The 16,906-nt window shown below is 72.8% G+C and carries 14 protein-coding genes; 11 read left to right on the plus strand and 3 right to left on the minus strand.

Annotated features, from left to right (window positions below):
- Positions 1-36: 36 nt before the first annotated feature.
- A complete protein-coding gene (locus OG410_RS23525) occupies positions 37-1,836 on the plus strand; it encodes a BACON domain-containing protein (RefSeq protein ID WP_329301014.1) in 1,800 nt (599 codons plus the stop codon).
- Positions 1,837-1,983: 147 nt separating this feature from the next.
- On the opposite strand, the gene OG410_RS23530 is transcribed toward OG410_RS23525, so the two are convergent.
- On the minus strand, positions 1,984-2,832 hold the full coding sequence (locus OG410_RS23530; RefSeq protein WP_443063788.1) for a hypothetical protein: 849 nt from the start codon (positions 2,830-2,832) through the stop codon (positions 1,984-1,986).
- Between the two features lie 125 nt (positions 2,833-2,957).
- Here OG410_RS23530 and OG410_RS23535 point away from each other — a divergent pair, with 125 nt between their 5' ends.
- From OG410_RS23535 to ilvD, 4 genes are all read left to right on the plus strand, one after another.
- A complete protein-coding gene (locus OG410_RS23535; protein WP_329301015.1) occupies positions 2,958-3,890 on the plus strand; it encodes a Ppx/GppA phosphatase family protein in 933 nt (310 codons plus the stop codon).
- Between the two features lie 535 nt (positions 3,891-4,425).
- Entirely contained in the window at positions 4,426-5,250 is an 825-nt protein-coding gene (locus tag OG410_RS23540; protein WP_261704640.1) for a sugar phosphate isomerase/epimerase family protein, read from the plus strand.
- Positions 5,247-5,864: a TetR/AcrR family transcriptional regulator gene (locus tag OG410_RS23545; protein WP_329301016.1), complete on the plus strand. Its 618-nt coding sequence runs from the start codon at positions 5,247-5,249 to the stop codon at positions 5,862-5,864. The genes OG410_RS23540 and OG410_RS23545 overlap by 4 nt, the downstream gene beginning before the upstream one ends.
- A 193-nt stretch (positions 5,865-6,057) precedes the next feature.
- Positions 6,058-7,911, plus strand: coding sequence for a dihydroxy-acid dehydratase (ilvD, locus tag OG410_RS23550; protein ID WP_329301017.1), 1,854 nt, complete (start codon positions 6,058-6,060; stop codon positions 7,909-7,911).
- 70 nt (positions 7,912-7,981) lie between these two features.
- Here the strand turns inward: ilvD and OG410_RS23555 are convergent, their stop codons facing one another.
- Complete coding sequence (locus OG410_RS23555) at positions 7,982-10,150, minus strand: serine/threonine-protein kinase (RefSeq protein WP_329301018.1); 2,169 nt, start codon at positions 10,148-10,150, stop codon at positions 7,982-7,984.
- Between the two features lie 134 nt (positions 10,151-10,284).
- Here OG410_RS23555 and OG410_RS23560 point away from each other — a divergent pair, with 134 nt between their 5' ends.
- From OG410_RS23560 to OG410_RS23570, 3 genes are all read left to right on the plus strand, one after another.
- Positions 10,285-10,596 (plus strand): hypothetical protein, encoded by a 312-nt coding sequence (locus OG410_RS23560; RefSeq protein WP_329301019.1) that lies wholly within the window; start codon positions 10,285-10,287, stop codon positions 10,594-10,596.
- 67 nt (positions 10,597-10,663) lie between these two features.
- Positions 10,664-11,170: an EamA/RhaT family transporter gene (locus OG410_RS23565; RefSeq protein ID WP_329301020.1), complete on the plus strand. Its 507-nt coding sequence runs from the start codon at positions 10,664-10,666 to the stop codon at positions 11,168-11,170.
- A 416-nt stretch (positions 11,171-11,586) separates the two neighbouring features.
- A complete protein-coding gene (locus OG410_RS23570; RefSeq protein WP_329301021.1) occupies positions 11,587-12,411 on the plus strand; it encodes a class I SAM-dependent methyltransferase in 825 nt (274 codons plus the stop codon).
- Here OG410_RS23570 and OG410_RS23575 read toward each other — a convergent pair.
- A complete protein-coding gene (locus OG410_RS23575; protein WP_329301022.1) occupies positions 12,375-13,796 on the minus strand; it encodes a SulP family inorganic anion transporter in 1,422 nt (473 codons plus the stop codon). The genes OG410_RS23570 and OG410_RS23575 overlap by 37 nt on opposite strands.
- Before the next feature lie 327 nt (positions 13,797-14,123).
- On the opposite strand from OG410_RS23575, the gene OG410_RS23580 reads away from it, so the two are divergent.
- The 3 genes from OG410_RS23580 to proC all read left to right on the plus strand — a co-directional run bounded on the left by OG410_RS23580 (position 14,124) and on the right by proC (position 16,807).
- The gene (locus OG410_RS23580; RefSeq protein ID WP_329301023.1) at positions 14,124-14,990 is read left to right on the plus strand and encodes an ABC transporter ATP-binding protein; all 867 of its coding nucleotides are present in this window, start codon (positions 14,124-14,126) and stop codon (positions 14,988-14,990) included.
- A complete protein-coding gene (locus OG410_RS23585) occupies positions 14,987-15,820 on the plus strand; it encodes an ABC transporter permease (RefSeq protein WP_329301024.1) in 834 nt (277 codons plus the stop codon). The genes OG410_RS23580 and OG410_RS23585 overlap by 4 nt, the downstream gene beginning before the upstream one ends.
- Positions 15,821-15,997: 177 nt before the next feature.
- The gene (gene proC, locus OG410_RS23590) at positions 15,998-16,807 is read left to right on the plus strand and encodes a pyrroline-5-carboxylate reductase (RefSeq protein ID WP_329301025.1); all 810 of its coding nucleotides are present in this window, start codon (positions 15,998-16,000) and stop codon (positions 16,805-16,807) included.
- Positions 16,808-16,906: the final 99 nt, after the last annotated feature.

Here is a 16,906-nt window from a genome sequence, read left to right on the forward strand (position 1 = left end):
AGGGGCCGGGCCCGGGCACCTACGGTCGCACGGGTGATGAGCAGCAGTCCGGAGACCTCCACGCACACCACCGGCGCACACCGGGCGTACGGAGCCGCGCGCAAGCGGGCGGCCGTGCCCCGTGGTGCGACCCCCCACACCCTGGTCCAGCGTCCCCCCGCGCGTTACGAGCCCTACCTGGACGGCCTGTTCACCTATTGCCTGTCCGTACTGTGCGACCACGACGCGGCCACCGCCGCCCTGGGGGACGCCCTGGCGCTCGCCGAGCGGCGCGGCCCGCGTGGACCGGAGGCGGCCGGTGACCGCAGGGCCTGGCTCTACGCGCTCGCCCGCTGGTCCTGTCTGCGCAAGCTCACCGAAGCCCGGCGCAAGCGCCAGGCCGCGCACGCCTCCGGGCGGCAGGCGTCTCGCAGGGGCGGCCTTCAAGGGCCTGCGGGCGGACCCCGTGAAGGGGCCGCCCTCGACGCGGCGCACAAGGCCGCCGCCGACCGGCGCGCGGCCGAGGCGGTGAGTGCCGTTCCCGTGTCCGAGGAGGTCCAGGACCACCGCCGTCGCGAACTCTCCCTGCTGGCCTGGCCGGAGGCCGCCGGAACCACCCCCGAACAGCGCGAGGCGCTCGAACTCGCGGTGCGCCACCAGCTCGCCGCCCGCGAGGTCGCCGCCGTCCTCGGCATGGACCTCGTCGTGGCGCGCGAACTGCTCGCCTCCGCCGCCTGCGAGGTCGAACGCACCCGGGCGGCCCTCGCCGTCGTGGAGACCGGCGCCTGCCCGAGCGTCGCCCGGCTCACCGGAGACAGCCGGCTGGTGCTGAGCACCACCCTGCGCGGCGAGCTGGTCCGGCACGTCGACGACTGCCCGCGCTGCCGCCGCACCGCCGAACGCGCCGCCCCCGGCGCCTGGCCCGGCACGAGCGTCACGCCCGCGGCGCTTCCCGTGCTCCAGGCCCCGCACGCGGCCCTGCGCACCGCGATGGCGCACGCCCCCCGCGCGCGGAGCAGCGCCCCGCGCTTCGACCGGCGCGGCTTTCCGATGGACCCCAAGGACCACGCCGCCCGAAGAGACCGCCTTCGCGCGCGGGCCGTCACGACCACGATCGTCGCCACCGTCGTCGCCGCGCCCGTTCTCGCCCTCTGGGCCGCCTACCGGGGCGCGCCCCTGACCGGTGAGGGAGTGGACGGCCGTCCGGCCAGTACGAGCGAGGCCCAGGATCCCGAGGGTCTGGACGGCGGGCAGGCGGGCGGCTACGAGAACGCCGGGAACGCCAGCGCGGGACCCGGCTCCCGCGTCACCAAGGGCGGCTCCTCGGACGTCTCCGTCGAGGTCGTCAGCGCCCGCGGAACGACCCCGGGACACCTGGCGGTGACGGCCGGAACCAGCGGGGACACGACGATGGTCACGCTGACCGCGTCCGGCAGCTCCCCGGTCCGCTGGTCCGCGCGCACCGGCGCGGCCTGGCTCTACCTCAGCCGGTCCTCGGGAACGCTCGAACCGGGCGAGTCGATGACGGTCAAGGTGTACGTCGACCACCTCCGCGAGCCGGCGGGCCACTGGACCGCGCGGGTGGCGATCGCCCCGGCGGGCGCGGTGGTCACGATCACCGGGTACGGGAAGGCGGGCTCGTCCTCCCACCCCGGCGGGAAACCGGACCCCACCGCGAGCACCCCGACCCCCTCGGGGGCGGGCTCCACCCCGGCCGCGACCCCCAGCCAGGACCCGTCCCCGACTCCGGCGGACCCGACGCCGACGGCCACCGCCACCGAGACGTCCTCCCCGGACCCGGGAACCTCTTCGGCGCCGCCGGGGGAGGGCGGCGACCCGGGAACGGGCACGCCGTAGCGCCGAACCCGCCGGTCGTACGCCGCCGGTCGTACGGCCGGCACCCACCGGTCGTACGGCCCGAAGCGGACGCCGTCCACCGGATCCGTGGGTTGCCCGGTCCACCGGATCCGTGGGTTGCCCGGTCCACCGGATCCGCGGGATTGCTCAGTGCACCGGATCCGCGGGATGCGGTGCCAGCAGCGGAAGCTGCGAGGCCAGCCGCTCCTCGCAGAGCTGGACCAGGCGGTCGTACCCCGCCTCGCCCATCAGCTCGATCAGCTCCGGACGGTACGAGACGTACACCGGGTCGCCGGCGCCGTGTGCCGAGGTCGCCGACGTGCACCACCAGTGCAGGTCGTGGCCGCCCGGTCCCCAGCCGCGGCGGTCGTACTCGCCGATGGACACCTGGAGCACCCGGGTGTCGTCGGGCCGGTCGATCCACTCGTACGTGCGACGCACCGGGAGCTGCCAGCAGACGTCCGGCTTGGTCTCCAGCGGCTCGCGCCCCTCCTTGACGGCCAGGATGTGCAGCGAGCATCCCGCGCCGCCGGCGAAGCCGGGACGGTTCTGGAAGATGCAGGAGCCCTCGTACGGGCGGGTCTGGCGGTCGCCGTCCTCGTCCTTGGACACCCAGCCCGTCTCCGTGCCCACGTCATGGTGCTGCCAGATCTCCGGCGTGAGCCGGGCCACGTGCCCGGCCACCCGTTTCTCGTCGTCCTCGTCGGAGAAGTGGGCGCCCAGCGTGCAGCAGCCGTCGTCGGCGCGGCCCGCCTGGATGCCCTGGCAGCCGCTCCCGAAGATGCAGTTCCACCGCGAGGTCAGCCAGGTCAGATCGCACCGGAAGACCTGCTCGTCATCGGCGGGGTCGGGGAACTCCACCCACGCGCGAGCGAAGTCGAGCCCCTTCTCGTCGCCCTTCTTCACGGGCTTCACGGGCTTCCTGGACTTGGTGGCCTTCGCTTGCGCGGAGTCCGTGGCCGATTTGTCGGACTTCGCCTTTTTCGTCTTTGGCACGGGTCCAGGGTAAGTCGCTTCCGCCCGCTCCGGGGACGCCCGGGCGGCCGCCCGGAGATCACCGTTCGACGTGGGCTTACGCCCCACCCCTCGTGTTTCGCCGTGTGGGCAGTAGCGTTCCGCACATGAGACTCGGTGTCCTCGACGTGGGATCGAACACGGTGCATCTGCTGGTGGTGGACGCGCACCCCGGCGCCCGGCCGCTGCCCGCCCACTCGCACAAGGCGGAACTGCGGCTTGCCCAACTGCTCGACGAGAGCGGGGCGATCGGCCCCGAAGGTGTCGACAAGCTGATCGAGACGGTCCAGGACGCCCTGGAGGCCGCCGAGGACAAGGGTGTCGAGGCTCTGCTGCCCTTCGCGACGTCGGCCGTGCGCGAGGCCAGCAACGCCGACGAGGTTCTCGCCCGGGTGCAGGCCGAGACCGATGTCGAGCTCCAGGTCCTCACCGGTGCCGAGGAGGCGCGGCTCACCTTCCTGGCGGCCCGCCGCTGGTTCGGCTGGTCCGCGGGCAAGCTGCTCGGCCTCGACATCGGCGGCGGCTCCCTGGAGATCGCGTATGGCATGGACGAGGAGCCGGACGCGGCGGTGTCGCTGCCGCTCGGTGCCGGCCGGCTGACCGCGGGCTGGCTGCCCACCGACCCGGCGGACCCGGCGGACGTGCGGGCGCTGCGCCGGCATGTGCGGGCCCAGATCGCCCGGACGGTCGGGGAGTTCAGCCGCTTCGGCGCCCCGGACCACGTGGTCGCCACCTCCAAGACGTTCAAGCAGCTCGCCCGTATCGCCGGTGCCGCCCGCTCCACCGACGGCCTGTACGTCCAGCGCGAGCTCAAGCGCCGCTCGCTGGAGGACTGGGTCCCGCGCCTCGCGTCCATGACGGCCGACGAACGGGCCGAGCTGCCGGGCGTCTCCCCGGGCCGCTCCGGCCAGCTCCTCGCCGGTGCCCTGGTCGCCGAGGCCGCCATGGACCTCTTCGGCGTCGAAACCCTGGAGGTCTGCCCCTGGGCCCTGCGCGAGGGCGTCATCCTGCGCCGCCTGGACCAGATGGCCTCGGAGTAATCGGAGTAACAGGGGGCCACACCGGCCAGGCCGACGGGGCGCCCACACGAGGGACCCTGCAACGCCCTGAGCGCCAGCCGCCCTGAAGGGGCGCGGGGAACGGCGCGCCCAGCCCCCCCGCAAGGGGGAGCCCCCGCCGACGCTCCGGGGCTCCCACGGCGATGGGGCGCCGACCCGCAGGGCTCATGGGAACGCCCGTGGGCAGACCGCCCTGAAGGGGCGCGGGGAACGGCGCGCCCAGCCCCCCCCCGCAAGGGGAGCCCGCCCACCAAGACAGACCCCAACGGCGACGGGGCGCCCTCCAGAACGCCCGGCAGGGCCGTGGCATCGATCACAAGCGCGCCCCGCCCCGAGCCCCCCACCCGCCGGGAGCCGAACCCCACCCCCGGCCGGAGGCCGGAGCGTCCCAGGCCGACAGGCCTGTACGCCCTCGGGCGGCAGGCCCGGGAAAGCCCCACCGGGGTCGAACAGGAGCCCCTCGGCCGAGCTCGCCACCCCCGCCCAGCCGCCGGAGGCACCCCGTACGCTGTCCCTCGTGGCAGAACCAGTCGTGCGGATCCCGGATGCGAAGGTCGCGCTGTCCACGGCGTCCGTGTACCCGGAGTCGACGGCGACGGCCTTCGAGATCGCCGCGCGCCTCGGCTACGACGGCGTCGAGGTCATGGTGTGGACCGACCCCGTCAGTCAGGACATCGACGCGCTGCGCCGCCTCAGCGACTACCACCGGATGCCGATCCTCGCCGTCCACGCACCCTGTCTGCTGATCACCCAGCGCGTCTGGTCCACCGACCCGTGGACCAAGCTCCAGCGCGCGAAGGCGGCCGCCGAGAAGCTCGGCGCGAGCACCGTCGTGGTCCACCCCCCGTTCCGCTGGCAGCGTCAGTACTCCCGTGACTTCGTCACCGGAATCTGGCGCATGGCCGACGAGACGGACGTGCGATTCGCCGTCGAGAACATGTACCCGTGGCGCTACCGCGACCGCGAGATGCTCGCGTACGCCCCCGACTGGGACGTGACGAAGGACGACTACCGGCACTTCACGATCGACCTCAGCCACACGGCGACCGCCCGCACCGACGCCCTCCAGATGATCGACCGGATGGGCGACCGCCTCGGGCACGTCCACCTCGCCGACGGCAACGGGTCCAACAAGGACGAGCACCTGGTCCCCGGCCGCGGCACGCAGCCCTGCGCCGAACTCCTGGACCGCCTCGCGCTCTCCGGCTTCGACGGCCATGTCGTCATCGAGGTCAACACCCGCCGCGCGATGTCCAGCGCCGAACGCGAGGCCGACCTCGCCGAGGCCCTCGCCTTCACCCGGCTCCACCTCGCCTCGGCCGTGAAGGTGCCCCGCGGATGACGGACGCCGCCCCGCGCCGCGGCCGGGGACGCCCCACCCGCACACAGACCGAGGCGGGCCCCGCCACCCGCGACCGCATCCTGGAGGCGGCCCGCGAGGAGTTCTCCGAGCGCGGGTACGAGAAGACGTCGATCCGCGGCATCGCCAGGTCCGCCGGCGTGGACTCCGCCCTCGTGCACCACTACTTCGGCACCAAGGAACAGGTCTTCGAGGCGGCCGTCGAGGGAGCCATGGCCCCCGCGCTCGGCGCCCCCGAGGCGATCGTCGAGGGCCCTCTCGACGGCGTCGGGGAACGCCTGACCCGCTTCTTCCTCGGCATCTGGGAGAACCCCACGAGCCGCACCCCGCTGCTGGCGATCGTCCGCTCGGCGGTGAACAACGACACCGCGGCCGCCGTCTTCCGCCGCCTCGTCGCAGCCCAGCTGCTGCGCCGCGTCGTGGCCCGGCTCGACGTCCCGGACGCGGAGCTGCGCGTGGAGCTGGCGGCGGCCCAGCTGGTCGGGGTCGCCATGCTCCGCCATGTGATCAAGGTGGAACCGCTGGCCTCGGTGGACCTGGAGCGCATCGTGGCCAGGGTGGCGCCGGTGGTGCAGGGACACCTGACGAACCCATGAGCGAGCGGAACCGCCGACGGGGCGGCTCCACCCCGTCAGTACGCCGCTGACGTGCGGGTATGCCATGCGAAGGTGGCCGCTGGTCGAGACGTATGTTCCGAGATGCGGACGGCCTGTCCGGATCCTGGAGCACCGGCGTACGCTCGACTTCAGTCATAACCCTCCTCATACCTCCCCGAAGGAGCGAGCGACGATGCCCGAGCTGAGGTCCCGCACAGTCACCCACGGCCGCAACATGGCGGGCGCACGCGCCCTGATGCGCGCCTCCGGTGTACCCGGCGCGGACATCGGACGGAAGCCGATCATCGCGGTCGCCAACTCCTTCACCGAGTTCGTGCCCGGTCACACCCACCTCCAGCCGGTCGGCCGGATCGTCAGCGAGGCCATCACGGCCGCCGGCGGCATCGCCCGCGAGTTCAACACGATCGCCGTCGACGACGGCATCGCGATGGGCCACGGCGGCATGCTGTACTCCCTGCCCTCCCGCGACCTGATCGCCGACTCGGTGGAGTACATGGTCGAGGCGCACTGCGCCGACGCCCTGATCTGCATCTCGAACTGCGACAAGATCACGCCCGGCATGCTCATGGCCGCCCTGCGCCTGAACATCCCGACCGTGTTCGTCTCCGGCGGTCCGATGGAGTCCGGCCGCGCGACGCTGGTCGACGGCACGGTCCGCACGCTCGACCTGGTCGACGCGATCTCCGACGCCGTGAACGACAAGATCTCCGACGAGGACATCCTCCGTATCGAGGAGAACGCCTGTCCGACCTGCGGCTCCTGTTCCGGCATGTTCACCGCCAACTCGATGAACTGCCTGACCGAGGCCATCGGCCTGAGCCTGCCCGGCAACGGCTCGGTCCTCGCCACGCACACCGCCCGCAAGGGCCTGTACGAGGACGCGGCCCGCACGGTCGTCGACATCACGCGCCGCTACTACGACCAGGACGACGAGTCGGTCCTGCCGCGCAACATCGCCACCCACGCGGCCTTCGAGAACGCCATGGCCCTCGACATCGCCATGGGCGGCTCCACCAACACGATCCTGCACCTGCTGGCCGCCGCCCAGGAGGCGGGCGTCCCCTTCGGTCTGGACGAGATCAACGAGGTCTCGCGCCGGGTGCCGTGCCTCGCCAAGGTCGCCCCGAACGTCGCCAAGGACCGCACGTACTACATGGAGGACGTGCACCGCGCCGGCGGCATCCCCGCCCTCCTCGGCGAACTGCACCGCGCGGGCCTGCTCAACGAGGACGTCCACTCCGTCCACAGCCCGTCCCTGTCCGACTGGATGAAGACGTGGGACGTGCGCGCCGGCTCCCCGTCCCCCGAGGCCATCGAGCTGTGGCACGCGGCCCCCGGCTGCGTCCGCTCCTCCGAGGCCTTCTCCCAGTCCGAGCGCTGGGAGGCGCTCGACGAGGACGCCGAGGGCGGCTGCATCCGCTCCGCCGAGCACGCCTACTCCCAGGACGGCGGCCTCGCGGTCCTCAAGGGCAACCTCGCCGTCGACGGCTGCGTCGTGAAGACGGCCGGCGTCGACGAGTCCATCTGGACCTTCGAGGGCCCCGCGGTCGTCTGCGAGTCCCAGGACGAGGCCGTCGACAAGATCCTCAAGAAGGAGATCACGCACGGCGACGTCGTGGTCATCCGCTACGAGGGTCCCAAGGGCGGCCCCGGTATGCAGGAGATGCTCTACCCGACCTCGTTCCTCAAGGGCCGTGGCCTCGGCAAGACCTGCGCGCTGATCACCGACGGCCGCTTCTCCGGCGGGACTTCGGGTCTGTCGATCGGTCACGCGTCCCCGGAGGCGGCGTCCGGCGGCACCATCGCGCTCGTCCGCGACGGCGACCGCATCCGCATCGACATCCCGAACCGCTCGGTCGAACTGCTCGTGTCCGACGAGGAGTTGGCCACCCGTCGCGACGCCCTGAACGGCGTCTACGCCCCCGCGAACCGCGAGCGCAAGGTCTCGGCCGCCCTGCGCGCGTACGCCGCGATGGCGACGAGCGCGGACAAGGGCGCGGTGCGCGACGTCTCGAAGCTGGGCTAGCCCGCCCGGCCCCGGGCCGGTGAAGCCGCGTGAAGGGGGCTGTCCCTGCCGGGGCGGCCCCCTTCACGTCTCACCAGCCCGAGGGATCCCGCCCGTCGACGGCGAAGAGGGTGCCGTCGGGGGAGGTGGCGTAGATGTGGGTGCCGGCGGCGAGGGGCGCCGGGAGCACGCTGACGAGTGAGCCCCGCCGGTCACCGAGGCGGGCCCGGGTCTGTCCGAGCAGGACGCCCTTGTCGGTGTCGACCGCGATGAGGCGCCCGTCCACCGCGCTGAGGTAGAGACGGTGGCCGGACACGACCGGCGCCGACGCCTTGGTGACGGACGTCTCCACCCGCCACAGCTCCTTCGACGTACGGGTGTCCACGGCGACCAGCGAACCCTCGCTCCCCAGCAGGTAGGCCGTGTCCCCCCGGAGCACCGTCTGCGCCTGCGCCTGCGGGATGCGCAGCGCGGTGCGGTGGAGCGTGCGCGCCGCCACGTCGTAGCGCAGGACGTCGTCGGTGTACTGGTCGACCGTGGCCGAGGTGAACCACGCGGCCCCGTCACGGGCGGCCACCAGGTTCAGCCGCCCCTCGACGCGGCGTTGCCACTTCACGGCGCCGGTCGCCGGATCCAGCGCGGTCACCCGCGTCCCCACCCCCGTTCCGGCGGGCGGTGCCACCGCGTAGGCCAACCCGTCGCCGTACGTGTGGAACTGAGGCATGGTCAGCCCCGGAATCGCGTGCCGCCACTTCTGCTCGCCGGTGGCGGCGTCCAAGGCGGTGACCCGCGAGTCGGAGCCGCTGAGCAGGACGACGCCCGCGACGTGGGCGACGCCGCCCGAGGAGCGCGAGACGTCACGGCTCCAGCGCGTCGCGCCCGTGGCGGGATCCAGCGCGGTCAGGTGCCGCCCGTTGCCGCTGCCGACCAGCAGGAGTCCCCCGGACAGGACCGGAGCCGGGGTGGCGTAGGCACTCGCGTCCCCCGGATTGCTCCGGGACCACAACACCCTGCCGTCGTCCGGATCGATCGCGGCGGCCAGGACACCGGGCCGGACACAGAGCAGCGTCTTCCGTGCGTACGTGCACTGCGGCTGCCCGTCCGCTCTGGCGCCGGAGGCGCTCAGGTCGAGTTCCCACGGCCGGAAGGTGCTCTTTGCGGCGGACGCGGCCGACCGCGCCGGTGCGGGGTCGGCCGGTTCCCCGCGCAGACCGGGGACGGCGAAGACGCCGGCGGCAGCCGCGGCGGCGACGGCCACGGCAGCCGCAGGCAGCCGCAAACGCCGTCGGGACCGCTGCCGCCCGGCCATGTGGGTCGGATCCTCGGAACTCTCCGGACGCCCGGGCACAGCCGGCCGGACCGGGAAGGCCGGCTGCGCCGACTCCCCGTTGCCGAGGCGCTGTTCGGGGATGAACGCCCGAGTGTCGTACGACGCCGAGACCGAACGCAGTGCCGTCATGAGCTCGTCCGGGGTGGGCCGGTCCTCCGGCTCCTTGGCGAGACAGCGCCCGACCAGCTCGGCCAGTTCATCGGGCACGCCCGTCAGGTCGGGTTCGTCGTGGACCACTTGATACGCGACCAGATACGGACTGTCCGAATCGAAGGGGCCGCTCCCGGTGGCGGCGTGCACGATCAGCGAACCGAGCGCGAACACATCGGCGGCCGGGCCCACATGCCGTGGCTTGCGGAACTGTTCCGGCGCCATGAACGGCGGAGTACCGATCAACTTGCCGGTCTCCGTCCGCAGTTCACTGTCCGAGGGACGGGAGATGCCGAAGTCGATGACTTTCGGACCGTCGTCCGCCAGCAGGACGTTGCTGGGCTTGAGGTCGCGGTGGACGACCCCGGCCCGGTGGATGTCCCTCAGCGCCTCGGCGAGTCCGGCCATCAGATGACGCAGTCGCGCGGTGGACATCGCGCCGTTCCGCTTCACGTGCTCGGCGAGCGTCGGCCCGGGGATGAACAGCGTTGCCATCCAAGGGCGTTCAGCCTCGGGATCGGCGTCCACGACAGGCGCGGTGAAGGCACCGCTGACCCGCCGGGCGGCCGCGATCTCCTGACGGAACCGCCCCCGGAACTCGGGGTCTTGGGAGAACTCGGCGTGTACGACCTTGACGGCCAGCCGCAACCCGGAGGCGGAGCGCGCCAGATGCACGATTCCCATGCCACCGGAGCCGAGTCTGGACTCCAGCAGGTACTGGCCGGCATAGCGCGGTTGTTCCGCTTCCGATTCCGTACCAGTGCTGCGCTGTGGCGGCATCACTCACCCCCGTGGGTTCGACCGCGTGCGCGACGCGCAGAGCCTAGTCGATTCTTCGTGCGAAACCCCGGCGGCTTGCTAGCCTCGGCGCGCGTCCTGCATTTGGCGTGAATCAATCAACGGGGGAGATCGAAATGGCCACGGAAGACATCGCTTTCACGGACTCGGCGGAAGCCGAGGCGCTGACCGCCCAGGCGCTCCGCACGTACCCGCTCGCACCGGGTCACAACGTCAACGTCAGAAGCGGCCCCGGCACCCACTTCAGCATCGTGCGCACCCTCGCGGCGGGGTCGCGCGTCCCGATCTACTGCCAGTGCCCCGGAGAGTCGGTCAGCGGCCCCTACGGCACGAGCCAGATCTGGGACAACATCTCGAACGGCCAGTTCGTGTCGGACGCGTACGTCCAGACGGGCACCGACGGCTACGTCGCCCCGAAGTGCTCCTGACCGACACCTCAGCCCAGGGGCACCCCGCGGCGGCCGCCGGAGCCGTGACCGGAGCGATAATCGTCGCGTGAGCGACGAGACCAGCACCAGCACCGGAACCGGCGGCACCCCCGCGGGGCCCCAGCCCGAGCCCCTGCGCTTCTTCGGGACGACCTGGGTGGAGCACGACGGCGGCTACACCGGCCGTCGGATCGGCGCGGCCGCCGGCTCGCTCGCCGCCGCCGTGGCCGCCTGCTTCGTGCTCCGTTTCGCCTATCAGGGCCTGGCCATCGCGGACGTGGGAACGCCCGTGACCGTGATGGTCGTGGTGATGTTCGCGGTGTGCAGCGCGCTCGCGTTCCGCCACACCTCGGACGCCTTCTCCAAGCGCCCCGACCCCGACCGCCAGGCGTCCCTGCGCGGTCTGCTCGCCATCGGTTTCGTCGGCTCCCTCCTCGCCTACTGCTTCCGCTCGCTCACCGAGGCCCCGGGCGAGAAGCTCCACCGCGAGGAGTACGAGGCGGCGAGGGAGCAGTACACCCGCCGCACCACGCGCCGCGCAGGCAACCCCGCGAAGAAGCGCCGCCGCGCCTGACCGGCCCCGACCGGCCGGCCGGACCCGAGCCACCACGCACCCGCAGCCGGGATCCGGCGTGAGGGGACGTGCCGGTACATCACATGCCCGCAGGCCGGACGGGTCGGAACCCACGCCCACGTCGCAACGCCGCCGAGATCCGTCCGGATGCGGGCGGATGTACCGGCGCGTCCCGCCCCGCCGACCGGCGCGTCCCGCCCCGCCGACCGGCGCGTCCCGCCCCGCCGACCGGCGCGTCCCGCCCCGCCGACCGGCGCGTCCCGCCCCGCCGACCGGCGCGTCCCGCCCCGCCGACCGGCGCGTCCCGCCCCGCCGACCGGCGCGTCCCGCCCCGCCGACCGGCGCGTCCCCGCGAACCCAAGGCACGGCAGGAAACCCTCTGTCCCCGCCCCGCACGCACCCGCGATCATGAACCCATGACGCCTTCCTCGTCGCCCTCCCCTTCCGCTCCTCCCGGAGCCCCCCGACACTCCGCGCGCGCCCACTCCTTCAACGCCGCCGCGGCGCAGTACGCCGCCAACCGTCCCTCGTACCCGCCCGCCCTCTTCGACGCCGTCGAAGACCTCGCGGGCCGGTCCCTGAGCGGTGCCAAGGTGGCGGACGTGGGGGCGGGCACCGGCATTTCGACCAGCCTCCTGCACAGCCGCGGCGCGGACGTCCTGGCCGTGGAACCCGGCCCCGGCATGGCCGACGAGTTCCGCCGCGTCCACCCCCGCATCCCGATCGTGCGGGGCAGTGGCGACGCCCTGCCCCTCGCCGCCGCCTCCATGGACTTCCTCACCTACGCCCAGTCCTGGCACTGGACCGAGCCGAGCCGCTCGGTGCCGGAGGCGTTGCGCGTGCTGCGTCCCGGCGGGGCGCTGGCCCTGTGGTGGAACACCGAGGCGCTCGACGTCCCGTGGATCGAGGCGGCGGCCCGGCGCGCCGAACGCTTCCTCGGCCTGGACGAGAAGGACCGGAAGGCCGAGAAGAGCCCCAGCTCCGCCACCCCCGCGCACTCCCTGGCCGCCGACCCCAGCGGCAGCCTCTCCTTCGACCACCGCCAGGTCCGCTGGAGCCGGCGCGTCCCGGTGGACACCCACCTCGCCAACATCGGCAGCCACTCGCCGTTCCTGGTCCTCGGCGAGGAGGTCACCGAGGCGTTCTTCGCCGAGGAACGGAACCACCTCCTCCAGGCCTTCCCGGAAGGGTTCGTGGAGGAGACCTACGTCGTGGAGCTGCTGGTGGCGATCCGTTCGTGATCCCGCCCGGCGGCCCACGTGTCGAGGGCTGCCGCGCACGCGTGGTCCACGTGCCGCAGTCCGCCCAGTTCCAGCCGTACGACACGGTCGTGCGGCAAGGCCTCCAAGGCGTCCAGCAGCTTCGGCAGCCTCAGGAAGGTGGCGTTGCCGACCACCCGGACGACCATGCCCGCGGCGCCCCAATCCTCGGTCTCCACGTGCACATGACTGATGTCCCAGGCGGTCTTGGCCACGGCGAGCGCGAGCCCGACCAGCACTCCCTCGAACAGGTTCCCGACCACGATCGCCACCGCGGTCACCACGAGGACGGCCACCTCACCGCGATGCCCGCGCCACAGCGTCCGTACCTCCCGCACCGGCACGAGCTTGCACCCCGCGTGCACCAGCAGCCCCGCCAGCGCCGCCACCGGAATCAGCCCGAGCACCGCGGGCACCACGGCCGTGAAGAGCAGTAGCCACACCCCGTGCAGCACCCGCGACACCTTGGTCTGCGCCCCCGCCTGCACGTTGGCCGCGCTCCGCACGATCACGGCGGTCATGGGCAGCGCCCCGAGCATGCCGCACACGGTGTTCCCGGCGCCCTGCGCGATGAGCTCACGGTCGTAGTCGGTACGCGGGCCCCGGTGCAGCCGGTCCACCGCCGCCGCACTGAACAACGACTCCGCCGAAGCGATCAGCGCGAACGCCAGTACGGTCCCGATCACGCCCACTTCCGTGAGCCGCCCCAGGTCCGTGACGGCCGGCGGCCGTACGGCATCGAACAGCCCCTGGACCTCGACCCGTCGCACGGCGAGATCGAAGACTCCGGTCACGGCCGAGGCGAGCCCCACCGCCAGCAGCGGCGCCGGCACCACCCGCGCCCCTCGTCGCCACCGCGGCCACAGCAGGAGTACGGCCACGGTGGCGGCGCCGATCGCCAGCGCCACGGGATCGGCGGCACCGGCCAGCGAAACGATCCCGGCGATCTTCCCGAGCCCGCCGGAGGGCGCGGCCGTGTCGCCCATCGCGTACACCTGGCCGGCGATCAGCACGAGCCCGATCCCGGCGAGCATCCCCTGCACGACGGCCACGGACACGGCCCGGAACCACCGCCCGAGCCGGAGAACCCCGAGCCCGAGCTGTACGAGGCCGGCGCCGAGCACCAGCACGCCGAGCGCCTGGACCCCGTACGACTGCACGGCCTCGTACACCAGCACGGTCAGCCCGGCCGCCGGCCCGCTCACCTGCAGACTGCTTCCGGGCAGTATCCCGGCGACCAGCCCACCGACGATTCCGGTCACCAGCCCCAGCTCGGCCGGCACACCGGACGCTATGGCGACCCCGACACACAGGGGCAGCGCCACCAGAAAGACGACGAGGGACGCGAACAGATCGGCTTTGCGCATCACGACAGCACCTCCGGTCGACAGTGGGAGATGCGTGGGTGCCGTGCCGGGGGGAGGGCACGGCGGACCTGGCGACTCGGCACGGAGCCGTTTCGCGCAGTGAAATCCATTGTCAGGTAAGCCCGTTGATCGCACAGCCCCTCCGGGCCGCTGTCACGCGAACGCGGGAGCGCATGGCTCGGTGATGCCGCGGACGATCCCGTTCCGTTCGCGCCGACGTGCGCCGCCGCGCGCCTGCGCCGCCCGGCGCTCCGGCCGTTCGGCCGTTCGGCCGGTACCGCCCGGCCCTTGACCGGCGCCCCCGGCGAGAGCAATATTCATCACGCGATGATTATTCGTCCGCGTCCGCCCGACCCCACAGGAACGCCCGTGTCCCTCTCCCCGCCCGCCGTCCGCGCCGAAGGCCTCACGGTCGTCCGCGGCACCCGCACCGTTCTGCACGGACTCGACTTCACCGTCCCGCGCGGCCAGATCACCGGCCTGCTCGGTCCCTCCGGCTGCGGGAAATCCACCCTGATGCGCGCGACCGTCGGCACCCAGGCCAAGGTCGGCGGCACCCTCGAAGTCCTCGGCCGTCCCGCCGGCGACGCCGCACTGCGCTCCCGCATCGGTTACGTCACCCAGGCGCCCTCCGTCTACGACGACCTGACCGTCCGCCAGAACCTCGACTACTTCGCCGCGATCCTCGACCCCGGCCGGGCCGCCGCCGAACGCCGGCACACGGACGTCACCCGGGTCATCGCCGACGTCGACCTCGCCTCGCACACCGACTCCCTCGCCGGGAACCTCTCGGGCGGCCAGCGCAGCCGCGTCTCGCTCGCCGTCGCCCTCCTCGGAGCCCCGGAACTCCTGGTCCTCGACGAACCGACGGTCGGCCTCGACCCCGTCCTGCGCCGCGACCTGTGGAACCTCTTCCACTCCATCGCCGAACAGCGCGGCACGACCCTCCTGATCTCCTCCCACGTCATGGACGAGGCCGAGCGCTGCCACCGGCTCCTCCTGATGCGCGAGGGCGGGATCCTCGCCGACGACACCCCCGACGCCCTTCGCGAACGGACCGGCTCGGACACCGTCGAAACCGCGTTCCTGCACCTCGTGGACGAGGCGGTCGCCGCCGCGCACCTGCCCGCGCCGACCCCGGCCGCGAAGTCCACGGCCACCGGCCCCGACTCCCGCGAGGAGACCGCCCGATGAGTTCCACCGCGGCCACGAGCCCCACTCCACCCACCGCGCCCGAGAGCCCGGACGCCCCGGGGCAGCCCGCACCCGCGTCCCGCCCGAGCCCGCTCAACCTCTCCCGTACGACGGCCACCGCGGCCCGCGCCCTGCGCCAGCTCCGGCACGACCCGCGCACCATCGCGCTGATGATCCTCGTCCCCTGCGTGATGCTGGTCCTGCTCCGCTACGTCTTCGACGGCAGCCCGCAGACCTTCGACTCCATCGGCGCGTCCCTCCTCGGGATCTTCCCGCTGATCACGATGTTCCTGGTGACCTCGATCGCGACCCTGCGCGAGCGCACCTCCGGCACCCTCGAACGCCTCCTCGCCATGCCCCTGGGCAAAGGCGACCTGATCGCCGGCTACGCCCTCGCCTTCGGCGCGATCGCCATCGTCCAGTCGGCCCTGGCCACCGGACTCGCGGTCTGGCTCCTCGGCCTGGACGTCACGGGCTCCCCCTGGCTCCTCCTGCTGGTCGCCCTCCTCGACGCCCTCCTCGGAACGGCCCTCGGCCTCTTCGTCTCGGCGTTCGCCGCCTCCGAGTTCCAGGCCGTCCAGTTCATGCCGGCGGTGATCTTCCCGCAGCTCCTCCTCTGCGGCCTGTTCACCCCGCGCTCGAACATGCACCCCGTCCTGGAGGCCATCTCCGACGTCCTCCCCATGTCGTACGCGGTCGACGCCATGAACGAGGTCCTCAAGCACACGGACATGACCGCGACCTTCGTACGCGACGCGCTGATCGTCGCCGGGACCGCGCTGCTGGTGCTGGGCCTCGGAGCGGCGACCCTGCGACGCAGGACGCCGTAGGACGCCGTACGAACCCGCGACCGTACGAGCCGCGACCGGACGGACGACCGGTCGGGCGGACGGCACGGGTCCGTCCGCCCGCCCGTGCCGTCCGCCCACCGGACATCCCACCCGCCCCCATGACCCCGGTGGGAGGATGAACGCGGACAACTCAACCCCCGGAGGGCACCCGCAACCATGCCTCAGAAAGTCGCAGTCCTCGGCACCGGCAAGATCGGCGAAGCCCTGCTCAGCGGAATGATCCGAGCCGGCTGGGCCCCCACCGATCTCCTGGTCACCGCCCGCCGCCCGGAGCGGGCCAGGGAACTCCAGGAACGCCACGGCGTCACCTCGGTCAGCAACGCGGAAGCGGCGAAGACCGCCGACACCCTGATCCTCACGGTCAAGCCCCAGGACATGGGCGCCCTCCTCGACGAACTCGCTCCGCACATCCCCGCCGACCGCCTGATCATCAGCGGCGCGGCGGGTATCCCGACCTCCTTCTTCGAGGAGCGCCTGGCCGCCGGCACCCCCGTCGTCCGGGTCATGACGAACACCCCCGCCCTCGTCGACGAGGCCATGTCCGTCATCTCCGCCGGGAGCCACGCCACCGCCGAGCACGTGGCGTACGCCGAGGAGGTCTTCGGTGCCGTCGGCAAGACCCTCCTCGTCCCCGAGTCGCAGCAGGACGCCTGCACCGCACTCTCCGGTTCGGGACCGGCGTACTTCTTCTACCTGGTCGAGGCCATGACGGACGCGGGCATCCTGCTCGGACTGCCTCGCGACAAGGCGCACGACCTGATCGTCCAGTCCGCGATCGGCGCCGCCGTGATGCTCCGCGACAGCGGCGAGCACCCCGTGAAGCTCCGCGAGAACGTCACGTCTCCCGCGGGCACCACGATCAACGCGATCCGTGAACTCGAGAACCACGGCGTACGTGCCGCACTCATCGCGGCGCTGGAAGCGGCCCGCGACCGCAGCCGCGAACTCGCTTCCGGCAACAGCTGACGCCCACCCCTGCTCCGGCCGGCCCTCGGCCTCGGATCTCGGACTCGGCGGTTGCCGAGCCCTTGAGCCCGAGGCCCGGGCGCCTGCCGACCCGGCCGA

The sequence above is a fragment of the Streptomyces sp. NBC_00659 genome (genome assembly GCF_036226925.1).
Lineage (GTDB): Bacteria > Actinomycetota > Actinomycetes > Streptomycetales > Streptomycetaceae > Streptomyces.

Excerpts from the sequence above, each read along its gene's own strand:
- OG410_RS23525 (WP_329301014.1), top strand. The coding sequence starts at position 37 with ATGAGCAGCAGTCCGGAGACCTCCACGCACACCACCGGCGCACACCGG.
- OG410_RS23580 (WP_329301023.1), top strand. The coding sequence starts at position 14,124 with ATGATTATTCGTCCGCGTCCGCCCGACCCCACAGGAACGCCCGTGTCC.
- OG410_RS23575 (WP_329301022.1), bottom strand. The coding sequence starts at position 13,796 with ATGCGCAAAGCCGATCTGTTCGCGTCCCTCGTCGTCTTTCTGGTGGCG.
- OG410_RS23545 (WP_329301016.1), top strand. The coding sequence starts at position 5,247 with ATGACGGACGCCGCCCCGCGCCGCGGCCGGGGACGCCCCACCCGCACA.
- OG410_RS23560 (WP_329301019.1), top strand. The coding sequence starts at position 10,285 with ATGGCCACGGAAGACATCGCTTTCACGGACTCGGCGGAAGCCGAGGCG.
- proC (WP_329301025.1), top strand. The coding sequence starts at position 15,998 with ATGCCTCAGAAAGTCGCAGTCCTCGGCACCGGCAAGATCGGCGAAGCC.
- OG410_RS23570 (WP_329301021.1), top strand. The coding sequence starts at position 11,587 with ATGACGCCTTCCTCGTCGCCCTCCCCTTCCGCTCCTCCCGGAGCCCCC.
- OG410_RS23585 (WP_329301024.1), top strand. The coding sequence starts at position 14,987 with ATGAGTTCCACCGCGGCCACGAGCCCCACTCCACCCACCGCGCCCGAG.
- ilvD (WP_329301017.1), top strand. The coding sequence starts at position 6,058 with ATGCCCGAGCTGAGGTCCCGCACAGTCACCCACGGCCGCAACATGGCG.
- OG410_RS23535 (WP_329301015.1), top strand. The coding sequence starts at position 2,958 with ATGAGACTCGGTGTCCTCGACGTGGGATCGAACACGGTGCATCTGCTG.
- OG410_RS23555 (WP_329301018.1), bottom strand. The coding sequence starts at position 10,150 with ATGCCGCCACAGCGCAGCACTGGTACGGAATCGGAAGCGGAACAACCG.